This is a genomic window from Bradyrhizobium sp. 134, assembly GCF_023074155.1.
Classification (GTDB): Bacteria; Pseudomonadota; Alphaproteobacteria; order Rhizobiales; family Xanthobacteraceae; genus Bradyrhizobium.
In genome coordinates, this window is sequence record NZ_JADPKX010000026.1 from 200,673 (window position 1) to 216,695 (window position 16,023).

12 protein-coding genes are annotated in these 16,023 nt (G+C 59.5%); 7 read left to right on the forward strand and 5 right to left on the reverse strand.

Annotated features, from left to right (window positions below; translation table 11 throughout):
- Positions 1–129 precede the first annotated feature (129 nt).
- On the forward strand, positions 130–1,560 hold the full coding sequence (locus IVA75_RS09155; protein ID WP_247282709.1) for an undecaprenyl-phosphate glucose phosphotransferase: 1,431 nt from the start codon (positions 130–132) through the stop codon (positions 1,558–1,560).
- 40 nt (positions 1,561–1,600) lie between these two features.
- On the opposite strand, the gene IVA75_RS09160 is transcribed toward IVA75_RS09155, so the two are convergent.
- The 3 genes from IVA75_RS09160 to IVA75_RS09170 all read right to left on the reverse strand — a co-directional run bounded on the left by IVA75_RS09160 (position 1,601) and on the right by IVA75_RS09170 (position 5,146).
- Positions 1,601–1,894, reverse strand: coding sequence for a hypothetical protein (locus tag IVA75_RS09160; protein ID WP_247282710.1), 294 nt, complete (start codon positions 1,892–1,894; stop codon positions 1,601–1,603).
- Between the two features lie 441 nt (positions 1,895–2,335).
- A complete protein-coding gene (locus tag IVA75_RS09165) occupies positions 2,336–4,567 on the reverse strand; it encodes an AAA family ATPase (protein ID WP_247282711.1) in 2,232 nt (743 codons plus the stop codon).
- Positions 4,568–4,597: 30 nt separating this feature from the next.
- On the reverse strand, positions 4,598–5,146 hold the full coding sequence (locus tag IVA75_RS09170; protein ID WP_247282712.1) for a hypothetical protein: 549 nt from the start codon (positions 5,144–5,146) through the stop codon (positions 4,598–4,600).
- 581 nt (positions 5,147–5,727) lie between these two features.
- Here IVA75_RS09170 and IVA75_RS09175 point away from each other — a divergent pair.
- The 4 genes from IVA75_RS09175 to IVA75_RS09190 are packed head-to-tail and all read left to right on the forward strand — an operon-like array spanning position 5,728 to position 10,496.
- A complete protein-coding gene (locus IVA75_RS09175; RefSeq protein ID WP_247282713.1) occupies positions 5,728–6,939 on the forward strand; it encodes an acyltransferase in 1,212 nt (403 codons plus the stop codon).
- Positions 6,940–6,946: 7 nt separating this feature from the next.
- Entirely contained in the window at positions 6,947–8,290 is a 1,344-nt protein-coding gene (locus tag IVA75_RS09180) for a hypothetical protein (RefSeq protein WP_247282714.1), read from the forward strand.
- An 8-nt stretch (positions 8,291–8,298) separates the two neighbouring features.
- Entirely contained in the window at positions 8,299–9,405 is a 1,107-nt protein-coding gene (locus IVA75_RS09185; RefSeq protein ID WP_247282715.1) for an acyltransferase, read from the forward strand.
- Entirely contained in the window at positions 9,402–10,496 is a 1,095-nt protein-coding gene (locus IVA75_RS09190; protein WP_247282716.1) for an acyltransferase, read from the forward strand. The genes IVA75_RS09185 and IVA75_RS09190 overlap by 4 nt, the downstream gene beginning before the upstream one ends.
- Positions 10,497–10,518: 22 nt before the next feature.
- Here the strand turns inward: IVA75_RS09190 and IVA75_RS09195 are convergent, their stop codons facing one another.
- Positions 10,519–11,664, reverse strand: coding sequence for a glycosyltransferase family 4 protein (locus tag IVA75_RS09195; protein ID WP_247282717.1), 1,146 nt, complete (start codon positions 11,662–11,664; stop codon positions 10,519–10,521).
- Between the two features lie 247 nt (positions 11,665–11,911).
- Between IVA75_RS09195 and IVA75_RS09200 the strand changes: the two genes are divergently transcribed.
- On the forward strand, positions 11,912–13,369 hold the full coding sequence (locus IVA75_RS09200) for a lipopolysaccharide biosynthesis protein (RefSeq protein ID WP_247282718.1): 1,458 nt from the start codon (positions 11,912–11,914) through the stop codon (positions 13,367–13,369).
- Positions 13,370–13,388: 19 nt separating this feature from the next.
- Positions 13,389–14,750, forward strand: a complete 1,362-nt coding sequence (locus IVA75_RS09205; RefSeq protein ID WP_247282719.1) for a polysaccharide pyruvyl transferase family protein — start codon at positions 13,389–13,391, stop codon at positions 14,748–14,750.
- 16 nt (positions 14,751–14,766) lie between these two features.
- Here the strand turns inward: IVA75_RS09205 and IVA75_RS09210 are convergent, their stop codons facing one another.
- Positions 14,767–15,924 (reverse strand): acyltransferase, encoded by a 1,158-nt coding sequence (locus tag IVA75_RS09210; RefSeq protein ID WP_247282720.1) that lies wholly within the window; start codon positions 15,922–15,924, stop codon positions 14,767–14,769.
- Positions 15,925–16,023: the final 99 nt, after the last annotated feature.

Sequence of the window (16,023 nt, forward strand, 5' to 3'; positions counted from 1 at the left end):
ATGCATCGCAAAAGTTTCGCGTGCAGCGCCACAATATCGCTGTGTTCACTTCACAGTTTGCGTTCGGGGAAGTGACGGATCTTCAGCATCACGGATCAGCGTCAAGCATTCTCGATAGCAGAGGTTCGAATGGCTGTTGCAACTTATGGTTCTGAAAGCGCTGGCGCACTGTCGTCAGCGCGCGGCACGGCTCTTCAGCGGCCTTTTCAGATCGTCATAATCGCTGCTGATCTGCTGCTCATCCTGCTCAGTTACGCTGCAGGGGCGGCGCTCTACAATGTCGCGCTTGCCTCCACTGGCGACGGCGCATCGATGGGGGCTGGATTGATTGTCGGCGTTGTGTTCGTCGCAGTCGCATATTCCCAGGATGTCTACGCCACGCACCGCTTGCTGAATCTGGTCTGGCAGCTGCGCAAGGCCGTCTTCATCTGGTTGGCGTCGCTGACGATCCTCGCTGTCGCGGCCTTTTTGCTGAAATCGACGGACAATCTGTCTCGCGGCACAGTGATCATTTTTGCTGCAATCGGCGGCGCCGGATTGATCAGCCTGCGCTTTGTCTGGCAGTTCGTACTCGCGACAAACTATGCCAGAAGCCGGCTGGTCGATCGCAAGGTGATCCTGTTGAGCCTGAAGCCGCTCGATTTCACCTCAAGCCGCTTCAAGGATTTGCGCAGGAACGGTTTCGACGTCATGCGTCATTTCGTGCTTGGGATCGACAGCGGCGATGGCCATTGGGAGCGGCAGATTCGCGATGTCATTCGGCAGTCTCGCCAGGCAGACGTCGACGAATATCTTCTAGCGATCGATTGGAACGAATTGCCGATGCTTCGAAAGATCGGGCCCTTCCTGCGCGCGGTGCCCCAACCGGTACGCCTTCTGCCAGACGATTCAATCGCCGACCTCGTGTCGCGCCCATTCCTGCCGGTCAGTGGGACCGTGGCGGTCGAGATTCAGCGGCCGCCGCTCAGCGTTTTCGAGCGTCTCCAAAAGCGCTGTCTAGATGTGGGAGTAGCCCTGTTGGCGCTCGTCATACTTACACCGCTGCTGCTGACTGTCGCCGTTCTGATCAAGGTCGGATCGCCGGGAGCTGCCATCTTCCGCCAGTCGCGTAGAGGATTCAACGGCAAGCCGTTCGAGATATGGAAATTTCGGACCATGACGGTCTGCGAGGACGGGCAGACGATTACCCAGGCCACCAAGCGGGATGCTCGGGTCACCAAGATCGGGCGTTTCCTTCGGATGACGAGCATCGACGAGTTGCCGCAGCTTTGGAATGTCTTGCGCGGCGACATGTCCCTGGTCGGGCCGCGCCCGCATGCGCTCGCCCACGACAATTATTACGACGAGCTCATCAGCAAATACGTCTACCGCCACCACATGAAACCGGGCCTGACAGGCTGGGCTCAGGTCAACGGCTTCCGGGGGGAAACCCCGACCATCGACCTGATGGAAAAAAGGGTGGAATATGACGTCTGGTACGTCAGCAATTGGAGTATCTGGCTGGATCTGAAGATCATGGCGCGTACGGCCTCGACGGTGCTGTTCCAGGAGGCCTATTAGTAGGACCCGCCTAGGGGGGACCAGCGGCACCTATGAGCCGTTAGCTTCCGTTGCCGGGGGTCTTCTTGAAGAGGCGAAGGACGGCGTCCCGCAGCGCAAGCATTGGCGGGACAAGGACGAAGAACGCTCCCATGGCGACCGAGACGACGACGTGGCGCAGCGAAAAAGGCTCGTCATGCTCGAGCTCCCGGCGATTCGGATCGAGCGGGGCAGGCGCGAGTGTGGTCGCCATCGGCCGGGAGTCCCGGCGGGCTTTACGCGGGGGAACCACGATCAACACGAAAAGAATATTGAGCAACACCCAGATGCTCAAGACAATAAGAGCAATCACCATCCGAACCTGCCGAAAAAGTACAAAGAGTATGAGCGCACGTTAGCCTCCTGAACCTCGGAAGGAAAGGTGCTCAAGAATTCGGCAGTCCAGGCTGCGGTCACGATCAATAGCCCTTCGTGCCGGGGGCAAGTTTGTGCAGGCAACACGTCACTATCTACTATCTTTCGTCCGGATTGCCGTCGTCAATCCATGCCTTGGGCTATGGCAGAGATCGCCATTTGTGGATTCCGGATGAATACGGAGATGGAACGCGTATCGGAGCCGACGATAATGTCACTTGGCGGGTTGGTTCCGACGTCTCGTCATCCCGGAACTCAATAGAGCCCGCTGACGCATCTTCGCCCCGCCGGGCGTCCTATCTTGGGAAAACCCCGCGACGGTCGTCAGCAGGTCGGGGCGAGGGGCGCGGCCGCAGACTGTGCGGCTTGCGCCTCCTTCGCCCTAGGAATGTTCGACGTAATAGCTGTTGCGGTGCTTACCCTTATACGCCTCGATGCGCCCAAGCATCTTCGGGTTGGCGCGATTGAGGACGGCACCCAGCAGCTTCTTCTGAAGGATCTCCGATCCCGAGATTGATTCCTGAAGCGCAGCTCGCGTGGTTGCTCCCCATTCGATCACATAGACCATTGCATCGATGAGGGGGCTGAACGCCTTGGAGTCCGCCACCGGCATCACCGGGGCAAGGTCGATAATGATATATTCGTAGTGTTCCCGTAGCATCGCGAGCAGGTCGGCCATTGGCCTCGACGCGATGACGTCGGCCGAATTGACCATGCGCGAAGCAACGATGGAGGGCAGGAAATCGAGACCGGTCTCCTTGCTTCGTTGCACATGATAGCTGAAGCCCGTGGGATCACTGAGGGCCTCGACCAGTCCGCTGTTGGCGTTAGGTGCGAGTTCCCGCGTGAGTGAGCGCGTATGCAAGTCGCCGTCGATGAGGATGGTGCGGTGACCTGTCATGGCGATCAATTGAGCGAAATTGGCCGCGACCGTCGTTTTTCCTTCCTTTGGCAGCGACGATACAATGCCAATGACCTTGATCTCTCGGGTCATGCGCGCAACGTCGATCGAAACCTTGATGTTGCGCAACGTTTCGGCAAACCGCGAGAACGGGTGATCGACGACGTAGCGGGATAGTCCGGCTTCGTCGGCTTTCGCGGATGCCGAAAGCAACGCGCGCGTCTTTGTCGGCGGGCGAATATCTGGCAGGACACCAAGGCACTTCACGCCGAGTTCGTCCTCGACCTCTCCGGGGGTCCGCAAGACGTCGTTGAGGAGCTCGCGCGCAAAGGCCGCGCCGAAGCCGAGGCAGAGGCCGCCTACCAAGCCCCCCACCAGGGCCAAAACCGTCCGCGGCGAACTTTTGCGATCAGGCTTGGTCGCGGTGCTGATCAGGCGTGCCTCGCTGAGCGGGAAGCTCTGGTTCTGCGTGGCGCTTTGCAGCTTCTCCAGGAAGTTGTTGTAGAGATTGCGATAGGTGTCGGCGGCGCTTTCGAGATCGCGGAGCTTGACTTCCGCCTGGCCGGTGTGACCCGCTTGGGCGACCAGCTCTTTCACGTTCTTATCGAGAGAAGCCTCTCTGCTTTTTGCGATCTCGTAGTCGCTGCGATAAGCGTCGCCAATCCGATGAAGCTCATCGGCGATATTCTTGCGCAGTTCCTCCATCTTGTTGGCCAAATTGACCGCCGCAAGATGAGTCTTGCCGTAACGCCTTGACCAATCGGCATACTGGGCCTGCAAATCGAGGTACTGGGCGCGCAGGCGCGTGATAACCGAATTGTTAAGGGCGTCCGTCACGGTCGGCTGGGCGAGGTCCTGGTCGGAAATCGCTTCGATCCGATCGAGGCGCGCCTTGGCTTCGGCCGTGGCTGCCCGCGCCTGAACCAGCTGTGTATTCAAGTCCGACAATTGCTGCTCGGACATGAGGCCGCGGCTGGTTCCGACAATATTGTGCTCTGCCTTGAAGGTCTGCACCGCGCGGTCGCTGGCCGTCGCCTGCTCGCTGAGCTCGACGCTCCGTTGCTGGAGCCATTCGGTCGCCCGTTTCGTGGACTGGTATTTTGCTTCCAGTGCGCCCACGATGTAGGCATCGGCGATCGCATTTACGATCTTGACTGCCTTGTCCGGGCTGTGTGCGCGATAACTGAGCGACAAGACATATGTGGTCAGGACGCGCTCGACTCTGAGACTCTTTTGAATCGATTCGACCACGGCATGTTCAATCCGCTCCTGGGTGGGCGGTTCGCCGGATCCGAACACCGACATGATCTTGCCGGTGACGACGGCGAGAAGTCCTGGATTGGATCCGTTGAATTCGGGATCCTCGGTGAGCCGCAGGCGGCGAACGATTGAAAGGATAAGGTCGTCAGAATTGATGACTTCGACCTGGCTGTCGACATAGCCGGTGTCGATCAGAGCGCTGTTGGTCCCGCTGTCCTTGTCCAGAACCTGGGTTTGCCGGGTGTCCATCATGATACGGGCGTTTGCCGTATACATCGGCTTTGCCAGAACCAGATAGACGATCACCAGAGCCAGCGAGGCGCCAACTGCCGCAGCGATCAGCGGCCATTGCCGACGAAGGACGTCGGTCACACGGTCAAAGCTGAGGACCGCGCCGCCAAACTCGATGCCGAATCGGTGTCCCGATTGGAAGTGTTCTCTAGGCTGATACATCTGAAAATCGCTGCCTTAATGGTCAAGGAATCAATTCGGAAGGGGGACCGGTTTGAACGGGTTGGCCAGTTTGGTCTTCCATTCGCCTTCCAAGAGCGCTCCGCCCCGAGACTGCGTCGGCTTGTTGTCTCTCGGCTGCAACTGGGCGCTGGAGCCATCTTCTCCCGCCGCGGAATAGCCTGCTTGCACGGCGAGGTCGCCGACCCGCTGCGTGAAATCCCTGATCTTGCGCGCAGCGTCCGGTTTCGTTGACGTACACAGCGCTTCTGCGAGCCGCAGCGCCGCGCCGATGGTCGAGCGGTCGGGGGAAGCCGATTCGGAGATGAGCGTCTGCACCGACGGCAACACCGATGGATTGGTCGCGATATATGAGGAGAGGCGAGACCTCAGCTTCTCTTTGTCGTTGCGTAGCCGTTCCAGAAGCGAAGACGGCGCCTTCACGAAGGCGTCGAGTTCGGTTTGTGAGGCGCGGTCTGAGAATCCGACGCATTGAGCGCGGGTCGGACCGACGCCCGATGCGATCAGAGCAGATACCGTCAAGATGATGGATAGCCATGTCGGCTTCGCACGACGCGTCACTCCGCAGCTCATCCGTGTCCCTTCGTCGTTGCTGCAAAACCAGTACACACGAAGAATGGCAGTCAACTGTGTCAATTTTTGTGCGACGCAAAAGCGGTATCATTCGGTCGCGCGTGCCATCGATTGCCAAATCAGGGCCTTACCTCTCGACGGTTGTGCAACTACGATTTGCAATGCTCGCGAGATCAGCACAATGCCGCCTGCGAATTTTGCAGTTTGAAGATTTATGAGGCGATCGAAATAATCTCGTCGCGAAATTGACACGCGGAAATTGTTCCAGCGACAGCAGCGCGCGGATGAAGAAACATCTTCCATAAAGGCCAAATCGCAACACCGCCGGATTTCGCGCATACTTTGCTCGCAAAGGCTCGCGACCATTCGCCGTGGGACTCAGTTCGTTCGTCGCGATGCTTCTCGATCGGCAAAAATGGCGCAAAGTTGTCGCGCGCATGTTCGAATGACAGAGAGCGATGAATTTATCGCCGGTCGTCATGCGTGACGCGAATCCTCAATCGTGACGATTGAAAGCACGCAAGGACCTGATAGAGACTGCTGCGGTGCAACAGCTACGGAATGTCGATGTGACGGAGTTGGTTCATCGTGAGAAAGCGCATGTCCTGCCGCTCGACAGCATCCGGGGTATCGCCGCGACATCTGTGGTGATCCACCATCTCCTGCTGATGCCGACCTTTCTCGCGGCATTCCCACACAATGCATGGATCAACTGCTCGTTCTTCAGAAGCGCGTGGTTATTGGTCGACTTGTTCTTCGTCCTCAGTGGCATCGTGATGTCGTTGAGCTATGTCGAGGGCGACTTCGGGCGCTTCTCGTTGCGCGAATTCATGGTGCGGCGTCTGGCGCGGGTCTATCCGCTTCACATCGTCATGCTGATCGCAAACCTGCTGTTCCGTCTCCTGCGTATCGGCTTGGTCGCCGCAGGCGTCGTGGTTGCCGCGCCAGCCGCTTTCGAGGTGAACAATGCCTATTCCTTCCTGCTCAACGTCTTTCTCCTGCATTCGATGGGGCTGATCGACTATCTCAGCTGGAACGCTCCGAGCTGGAGCATAAGTGTCGAATTCTACACCTACCTGGTGTTCGGCCTGATCGTCCTGCTGGCCCAGCGCATGCGTTCGCTGTCGTGGTTCTACGCCGTCTCCGGGCTGGTCGCGGTCGCAAGTCTGGTCATCATCGTCTTCGTGCTCGACAAGAGGAGCCTGGGACTCCAGACCGATTTCGGCATTCTTCGCTGTTTTGTGAGCTTCTTTCTCGGTGTCTTGACCGTCAGGATCGTTCGTCGCCTGCCAGGCAAGCCGAGCCCTGCCGTGCAGGGAGGGCTGCAGCTGATCGCCATGATTGCCAGTATCGTCCTGGTCAGCCTCGCCGAGACCAATCCGGCGGCCACCTTCCTGGCGCCGCTTGTGTTCGCAGCCTTCCTCGGCAGCCTGCTGGCGTTTCCGGATGCGTTGCTGGTGCCGAAGATTCTGGTGGCGCGGCCGCTGGTGTGGCTCGGGCGCAGATCCTACTCGATCTATATGGTGCATGCGCTCGTGGTGCTTTTCGCGGAGTACTTCGTGCGGGCACTCGGGCCGCGGCCGATCGCGGCACTCGATTCGATCTGGGCGGGGCTGCCGGCAACGCTGAATCTCGTGATCTCCCTGGCAGCTGTGCTGGCGGTTTCGCACTTCAGCTATCTCTACGTTGAGATTCTCGGCGGCAAGCTGCTTCGGAATGTTCTTGGAAGCCGGCCCGATTTTTCGCCATCTCCCGCGCCATCGGCGCGGCTGACGAACTGAGGCGAGCATGACGGCCCTAGCGCTGCAGCGCCCGCAGATCACGCTGGTCAGCCTCAACATCGAGGCGATCGCGCTCGGGGTTTATCTGGTCCGGGACGCCTTCGGCGGCGTGATCCGCTACTACACCAGCATCTTTCATCTGGACACGCTCTGGTACCTGCCCGACGGCGTTGCGCTTCTGTGTCTGGTCCAGTTCTTCGTGCATTGTATTTTGCGTAACCGCAGCACCCTGGCGCTCCTAGTGTTCGCGCAGATCATGCTGTCGCTGGTGCTCGGCTACTTCATGATGGGCACTGCGACGGCCGCGATCTCGGCTTTCAAGATGATGCTGCCGGTGTTCGTCGGATTCTGCTTCTGCGATTCGAGCCTGGGTTCCTACCGAAAGCTGCTGTCGGTCATCGCCGTGACCTTCTATCTCTCCGTCATCGGCGTGTTGTTGACGAAGTTCTACCTCATGCCCTGGGTCGGCTACAAATATGAATCCTTTGGCGCCGTGCGTGAGGCGGGCCGGCTGTGGTGGGCCTATGGCGGTGACGACCAGCGCCTGATGGGCTTTGCCGCCGACAATACCATGGCCGCATTCTTCATCCTCGTGTCGTTTGCGATCACGTCGATCCGCAAGAGCACGCTCTGGTGCCTCCTGTACGGCTCCCTGGCGGTCTACGTCATTCGTCTGACCACCAGCAAGACGACCATGATCGTTCTTGTGCTGTACCTGGTGCTGCTGGTGATCGTGCGAATGCTGCCGGAGAAGTCGCGCTTCCCCGCGATCCGCGCGATTGCGTTGTGGTCGTTCGCTGCGATCCTCGTTCCGTTCTTCATGATCGTGGTCGCATCGGGCACCGCAGCAGTGCCGCACTCGACCTTGTTCAGCATTCTCGACCGTATCAATAACAGCTGGCAGCTGCCGTTCGTCTACATGAGCCAGCTTATGCCGATCGGCCTGATAACCGGCTGCGGCGCAGGCTGCTTCAACTATCCCCAGAAGCTTTTCTCGCCGCTGGCGGCGTACTGGGTGCCGGTCGACAACTTCTACATCGGAACATACCTGATGTTCGGGCTCCCGTTCGCCGCATTCATGGTGATGGTGTTCCGGGCCAACTTCGGAGCGACCGACGTCTACAAGTTGACGCTGCTCTTCGTCGTCAACCTGTTTACGATCACCGTCCTGAACTACGGCCCCGCATCAGGACTCCTGATCATCGCCTTGAGCTTCAGCGAAGTATTCTCCCGGCGGGCGACGTCCGCGCGGGCAGCCGATACCGTTCCGATAGAATTGCCGCGGCCGATCCGCTCATTGGAGGGTTTCGGCGTCGATATGCCAGGGACGGCAGCGCGTGGGAGCAGGTGAGATAAACGATGCATAGACGGCTTGCATTCATCGATACGCTGCGCGGCATTGCCGTGTTGGCGGTGCTGTTCCAGCACGTGCTCGAGGTGATCGTCCAGAAGCACCCCACCGGCGCGTATTATTGGGTCTTCCACGATGCGATCGGCTACTACATGAACTTCGGCCGGTTCGGAGTCGTGCTGTTCTTCTTCGTCAGCGGATTCGTCATCCCCTTTAGTTTTCCGGACAGTGCTACGCCCGTGCGCGATTTCACGATCAGCCGCTTCTTTCGGCTCTATCCGGCGTACTGGACGTCGATGCTGATCGGGCTCGTCACGATGCAGCTGCTGGAGTCCAACGCCTATCCCTTGTCGCAGGTCATCGCGAACGTGACGATGCTGCAGACTTTCGTGAACATCCCGAACCTCTGGGTCTTCTACTGGACGTTGGCGATCGAGCTCCTGTTCTATGTCGGATGCACCATTCTGTTCGCGATGGGACTGCTGAACCGCCGGTTTACTGCAGTTGCGATTGTCATTGCTGCGGCGCTGGTCGGGACAGCCGCAGCACTCCTGGTCGAAAGCAGGACGGTGTCGTCGCTCATGGAGGTTGGGCTGAACCTTTCGGCGATGTTCCTGGGCAAGGTCATCCGCGACACCGTCATCGGCGGGAAGCTGCGATGGTCGCACGTCGCCGTGTGTACGGTGTTCTATGCGATCTTCGCCATGACGCTGGCGGAGAGGCGGTTCGGCGGCGTCTATCAGGAGAACTTCTTCTACAGCTATTCGATCGGAGCGGCTTACGTCTGCGCTGCGCTTGTCTTCATCGCGTTTGCGGCGTTCGGTGAGAGGTTGGCCTGGCGCCCGATGGCGTTCGTGGGAACCATCAGCTATTCCGTCTATTTGATGTCGCCATTCGTGATCGTCTGGATCCATCGCCTCGTCTGGCTCGGTGATGGACCGCTGGGATGGGCGGCCTTCGCGGCGCTGGTCGCGGCGCTGTCGATCCTGGTCAGCTGGTCGACTTATGCGTTCGTCGAGAAGCCCAGTATCTCGTTCGGCCAGAGGTTCCGGTCGAAGCGCAGGAGGGCGGTCGTTCTCGAGCCGGCACTCAGCGCGCAAGGGGCAGCTGAGTGATCGAAACAACGCGCCAGCCGAATGCCGGATACGACGGATCTTTCGTTCCCTCCGTCCAGGGACTTCGTGGCATTGCGGCTCTGAGCGTGCTGATGGATCATTTCTACGACATGCCAAAGGGAGGCGTGTACGACATTCCGGATCCCGGTTTCCTGCCGCCGCTCTGGCTCTGGCTGCAATCGGTAATCAATGTCGGCGGCCACGGTGTCGAGCTGTTTTTCATGATCAGCGGCTTCCTGATCCCGGCCAGTCTGGTGCGGCACGGCTCGCTGCCACGGTTCTTCTTCGACCGTATCCTGCGCATCATGCCGGTGTTCGTCGTGCTGCATCTCGCGCTGTTCGTGATTGGCCCGATCGTGGGCTACAAATTCTTCCGCGGGATCGATCTGACCAGCTATCTGGCGATCTTCACGGCCAATCTGTTCTTCGTGCAGGATGCTCTCGGCTTGCCCATCGCTCAGCAGAATGCCTGGACCTTGACTTACGAGTGGGCGTTCTACATCTGGTTCGCGCTGACATTCTCGATGGTGCGCATCGGAGGTAGAATGCTGGCGGCGCCCATGATCTTGCTGGGTGTGGCCTGCCTTCTGCATTGGCCGATCACGGCGTTCTTCTGCATCGGCATGCTTCTCAGCGCCACGGGCTGGCGCATCTCCATTCCGGGACCTCTTGGTTTGATGGCGGGCCTGACTTGCGGGATCGCCATGTACGCGAGTCTCGTGCTGTTTCACCCGTTCGTGGGTCTTATTCCGGGCCTTTTGCTGTTTGCCATGGTGCTGGCTCCGGACTCCGGCTTCGCCAGGGTCCTCAGCACGCCGGCCCTGCAGTATGTCGGCAAGATCAGTTACAGCCTGTATCTCGTGCACCCGTTTGTCCTGTTTCCGTTGCAGGTGATCGGGCTCAAGCTCGTGGCTATCGGTGTCGACCGCTGGCTGCTGTGGGCAGCATTCATCCTGCTGGGCTCGTTGATGTCGCTGATTGCAAGCGCGATCAGCTATGAGCTGATCGAGGTAAGGTTGAGACGCCTGTTGGATGGCGCGGTCCGCGGCATGTTCTTTCGGTCGTTGAGCAAGCTGGAACAATCCGCCTAGAAGATTGCAATATCCGTCACGATCAACTCACGGTACGGCCGGCAAGCTTGCGGTAGGATGGCAACAGGCCATCGGCGATGCGATCCCAGTTCAACGGACCGGCTGCTGTCTGCCGTGCACCATCGGTCAATGCCGCGGCAAGCGACTTCGAGGTCAGGACGCGTTCGAGCGCATCGGCCAAGGCGGCAGCATTGCCGGGCGGAACTAGAAGCCCGTTCACGCCGTCTGTCACGACGTCAGGAATGCCACCGGTGGCGCTGGCGACGACGGGACGGGAATTCCCGTAAGCAGACGCCAGCACGCCGCTCTGCGTCGCATCCTTATAGGGCAGGGCGACCACGGCCACCGACTGAAACAATTGGCCGGTATCCTCGGGCGAGATATAGGCGTTGATCGTTTTGACCGTCGGCATCGCCTCCATGCGCGCGCCAAGCCGCGTCATCTCGGGACCGCGGCCCGCGACGATCGCTTCGTGGGCCACGCCGCGCCGGTCGAGCAGGTCGATTGCGTCGATGAAGACGTCCAACCCCTTGTAAGCCCACATCCGCCCAAAAAACAGGATTCGTGCAGATTCGGATTCGATGGCGGCGGCGCGCGTCGGGGGCACCATGAGCACGCCATGCATGCTGGAGACGATTTCTCCAGTAAAGTCCGGCGAGGCCTGGCGAAAATCTGCAATGCAGCTCTCGCCGTGCGTCGTGACGACTGATGCTGCCGCGCGCATGCGCGCGCGCCAGCCATCCTCGCGTGGAGAAGTGCCAGAACCGCCTTCCGAATGGGGAATCGCGTCATGAACGGTCAGCACCAGCGGGATTCCAAGTGGTCGCAGCAACTGGATCAGCTTGGACGTATAGACTTCCGGAACTTCGTGACAATGAACCACGTCTGGACGAAACGAAATTATGTCCATGAACGAAGCCGGAATGCCGATGGCGCCGGCGCGGCGCAGGCTCAAATCGCGAATCCTCGTGTTGAAGGGTGTCGTCGCCGCGATATCGGCCAGTTCCCACTGCTGGTTCGCATCCTTGCGGTTGAGGACGAGGCGAACATCGCAATGGCGCGCCAACCCCGATGCGAGCCGGTAGGAATATTCTGCAAAATGCGGCGCATAGATCGCCACGCGCAAGCGCCTGGAGTCACGTTTGAAGGCAGTGGCGGGCGAATTCATCAAAGCATCCATTTTGCATCACATCGCTGAGCCGGTTGGAGTGTAGTCCACGATTTGAACTCACTTCCACGCTAAATCGGATGATTGATGGCGCTCATCTGATTGCCATAACGTCGTCGCACTGCTGCGCGATTGCTGCCGCCATCGGGACGGAGTGGAAAATGGCGAGGTCACGCGCGGTCATCGATTGACTACTTGTTTAGCGGGCGATTGTGATTGGATCTGTCGGAATTAGGTCGATTTTTTGATGAACGTCACTCCGGGCAAACAACATCAGGTCGTGGTCGCGTTGTTGTGGTCGCTGGCGCAGAACTGGGGCGGCCGTGCGCTGTCATTTGTTCTGTTCTTGATCTTGGCGCGGCTGCTCAATCCTGCGGATTTCGGTCTTGCCGCGCTGGTTGGCTTCATCCTGCTGCTCCTGAGCTCCATTTCTGAATTCGGGTTCGGTGACGCGTTGATCCAGCGACGCGCGCTCGAGCCTACGGACGTGACGCTGCCATTTTTCTGCTCACTGGCGGCGTCGGCCCTCCTTGCGGTTCTCATCGCCCTGCTGGCGACCGATATCGAACGTTGGCTCGGCGTGAAGGGACTTGCCCCGCTCTTGACGGCCGCGAGCCTCTCGCTTCCGATCGGTACCGCCACGCTGTTCCAGGAGGCGCTCTACAAGCGCCAGATGGATTTTCGCGTGCTTGCGCTCAGGACCATGGTGGCGACCGCGATCTCCGGAGTGGTCGGGATCGCCTGTGCCTATGCCGGGTTCGGCGCCCTCAGCCTCGTGATCCAGGTGGTCGTTCAGAGCGCGGTCAGCGGCCTGTGGCTCTGGAGCCAGCCCAGATGGCTCCCGATGCGCGGTTACGATCTGAAGAGCTTGCGCGAACTCTCCGGCTACAGCATCCACGTCGTGTCGAACAGGCTGCTGGACTTCGCCATCGTGCGTACGATCGACATGATCATCCTGTCGCTCTATGGCGTCGCGGCCTTGGGCATCTACACGGTGGGCGCGCGAGTTTACATCATCCTGATGCAATTGCTGACACAGGCGGTTATGGATGTCGCGCTGAGCGCACTGTCCAAGATCGCGCATGAGCGCCACCGTATTGCAGACGCGTATTTGCGCAGCGTCAGCCTCGGAGCATTGATTGGCTCTCCGGTCTTTGTGCTACTGGCAGCAATCGCGCCGGAGTTCTCCCTGCTGCTGTTCGGCTCGAAATGGGCCGGCAGCGAAGCCGTGATGAGGCCGCTGATGCTCATCGGCGCGATTCAGACGGTGCAGTTCGTGAACAGCGCCTATTTCGGCGCCATGGGCAAGCCCAACTACGTCTTCCTGCTGAACATTCTCAAATTCGCCACGGTGGTGCCGGCAATGTTCCTGCTGCCGTCGCGCGACATTGGTCAGCTGGCCACCATCTTCGCTGTCGCACAGCTCGTGGTTACGCCCGTGACATTCGCGCTGGCGCTCAGGCTGCTGGGCCTGAGCTGGAACCAGTTTCTGCGGCCCGTCGCGGGCTGTCTTTGCGCCATCCTTCTGGCCTATGGCGCAGTTGCGCTATGCCGCGAAGCCACCCCGGACATGAATCCCTATTTGCGGATAGGGCTGCTCTCGTCATGCTTCGGGGCGACCTATCTGATGAGCATCTTGCTGTTCTGGCGGAAGCAGCTGTTCTCCCTGATCGCTTTCGTCGTGAAGCGTGGTGCGACCGCCTGATGAAGACAAGGAAGACGTCGTGAAGCAATTGATTCCGGTACCTGTTCGCAAGCATCTCCGAGGCTGGCTCAACAGCGCGAAGAACACGCCCTTTGCGGTCGATCTGCTCGAACTGCGCAGGTGGCAGATTGCCAGGAAGGCTATCGGTGTCAATGCCGCGCCGCGTAACAACCCGCGCCGGCTCGTCCTGCTCCCGTCCGATCCGTGGAGCATTCATCAGTCGCGCGGCGATGAGGCCATGATCGAGGCGGCCGTCGGCGAGATGAAGCAGGCCCATCCGAACATCGAGGTCTACATTGTCACCGCCACCAAAGCGGCAAGCGCGGAAGTGCGCGCAATGGGCTTCAAGCCGCTCGAACTTTGGAGGCAGCCGTTTTCCTATATGACGGTGGCGCAGGAGCTTTCTCTCACCCGGCCGGATTTCGGAATGGTTCTGGGGGCAGATGTGCTGGACGGCTACTATTCCCCCGTGGACGCCGCTCGCATGTTGCTCGTCGCTGATCTCATGGCAGCGTGCGGCGCCAAGGTCAGCGTGCTCGGATTCAGCTTCAATTCCCGTCCGGCCAAGGCATTGCGCGAGGTGTTTCGGCTGCTCGATCCCGGCGTGGTCTTGAATCTGCGCGATGCACTATCGCTTCAGCGCTTCAAGGATTTCGCCCCAAATCGTGCGCATCTCGTCTCCGATTCCGCATTCATGCTGGTGCCGCAGCCGGAGACTGCGGCTGTGACGCAGATTGAGGCCGCGATTGCGGAGCAGCGCAGACAGGGACGCAACGTCTTTGTCTTCAATATCCACCCGATGTTGTTCAGGAAATCCGAGCCGGCCAAATTGCAGCGAATGATCGAACTCGCGGCGAGCGCAATGGGGCGCATGTCTCGAGAGCATAACGCGAGCTGGGTGTTGCTCGCGCACGACTATCGTCCGGGGATCGCTGACGATATTTGCCTTCGACCGCTGGCTGGTCGCCTGCGCGCGGCGCTGGGCGACCATATTCATCATGTCGAGCACATTCTGTCGGCAAGCGAGATCAAGGCGGTCGTCGGTCTGGTGGACGGCGTCGTCACCGGCCGCATGCATCTGGCGATTGCGGCTCTCGGACAGGGAACGCCGGTTGCGGCCATCACATACCAGGATAAGTTCCAGGGTCTGTTCGCTCATTTCGGTGTGAGCGAATCGCTTCTTCTCTCACCGGAGCAACTTCTCGCGGGAGACAATCTCGAGAAGTTTCTGCTGAGGTTCCTTGGCGCCTACGAGACGGCTGGCGCGCAGGTCCGCAATATGTTGCCGACAGTCATGGAGCTGTCGCGCGCCAACATCGCTCCGCTGCGGGGCGATGGTTTGATGTCGGTTGACGCGGCGTCCAACGGTAAGGTCGCCTGAGAGAAGCGGGCGGACGTCAGTTGGCGGCCTGCTCCGTCTCGTCGAAACGCACGGACGTCTTGGTGGCAGGCGCCTTGTTGGTGACAGACGTCTTGGCGGACGATTGCGCTTTGCGAGGCGATCCAAATCCGATGTCGGCCGCACGATTGATCAGGCGCCGCGCCGGGTTCTCGAAATAGGCATAGGTGCGATCGGCGATGATGGTCAGGATCGCGCAGCAGGCCAGGGCGAAGAGGCCAAATTGATCCGGACGCAGCCCAAGCGCGGTCCATAACGGCTTGAACACGGCGATGAGCACGGCGTCGTGCAGCATGTAGATCGAATATGAGGTGTTGCCGAGCCGCCCGAGGAGGCGGCTGCCGGGAATTTGCACGAAGGCGCTCTCCCCGACGGCGGTGAGCAGGATCGCGCAGGAGAACAGAATGATGGCCAGATCCGGCTTGGCGAAGACGTTCAGAACAAGCACGGAGATCCCGAACAGGGCGATGCCGGCGAAGACGACCGGCTTGTGCCGATACGGTTGCGACAACCTGAACAATATGGCGAGCAGGATTCCATTCAGGAAGCTCGGCAGCGCACGGAGCATCCCGTAGTCGTAATTGGCTCCATACATCTGCGATCGTTCTTGCCAGATCGGCAGATGGCCGTGGGCCAGGACCAGATAGAGCGCGGCAACGCTGGCGGCCAGCACCAGCGGATGGACCTTGCGTGCAAGCAGCATAAGCAGGGGAAAGATCAGATAGCAGAAAAATTCCGCGCTGATCGACCAGGACGGAGAGTTGAAGCTCAAATGATCGGTAACGCCCCAGGCTTGAAGCAGCACGAGGTTGTACAGGAAGTCCAGCGGCGTGGACCTCGCCGATCGGTCCAGACCGAACCCGATCAGCAATACGAACACGAGTAGAGTCAGAAGATGCAGCGGATAGATCCGCGCGATGCGGCGGATCATGAATCGGGAATATGCCTTGAGACCACGGGCGTCAGAGGGATAGGAATAGGAGATCACGAATCCGGACAAGATGAAGAACATGTCCACGAAAAGGCCATAAGATCCGTTCCAGACCGGTGCAACGCCGCTGTCGATGGTCTTCAGATGGAAAATGAAAACGCCGAGAGCGGCAACGAAACGATAGAAGTCGAGAACGACGAACCGTCTGGCTTCATTGGCTTCCATCGTGTGTCGAATTCCTTGCGTGACGCTACCTTCTGCTTAGCGGTGAATTGTGACGCAAGTTCGCTGGGCCGCGTTCGACGGCAGGCGAATAGCCATTAT

What these genes read in the sequence shown, in the direction of transcription:
- IVA75_RS09155 (WP_247282709.1), top strand. Translation starts at nt 130, where the DNA reads ATGGCTGTTGCAACTTATGGTTCTGAAAGCGCTGGCGCACTGTCGTCA.
- IVA75_RS09160 (WP_247282710.1), bottom strand. Translation starts at nt 1,894, where the DNA reads ATGGTGATTGCTCTTATTGTCTTGAGCATCTGGGTGTTGCTCAATATT.
- IVA75_RS09165 (WP_247282711.1), bottom strand. Translation starts at nt 4,567, where the DNA reads ATGTATCAGCCTAGAGAACACTTCCAATCGGGACACCGATTCGGCATC.
- IVA75_RS09180 (WP_247282714.1), top strand. Translation starts at nt 6,947, where the DNA reads ATGACGGCCCTAGCGCTGCAGCGCCCGCAGATCACGCTGGTCAGCCTC.
- IVA75_RS09185 (WP_247282715.1), top strand. Translation starts at nt 8,299, where the DNA reads ATGCATAGACGGCTTGCATTCATCGATACGCTGCGCGGCATTGCCGTG.
- IVA75_RS09195 (WP_247282717.1), bottom strand. Translation starts at nt 11,664, where the DNA reads ATGAATTCGCCCGCCACTGCCTTCAAACGTGACTCCAGGCGCTTGCGC.
- IVA75_RS09200 (WP_247282718.1), top strand. Translation starts at nt 11,912, where the DNA reads ATGAACGTCACTCCGGGCAAACAACATCAGGTCGTGGTCGCGTTGTTG.
- IVA75_RS09210 (WP_247282720.1), bottom strand. Translation starts at nt 15,924, where the DNA reads ATGGAAGCCAATGAAGCCAGACGGTTCGTCGTTCTCGACTTCTATCGT.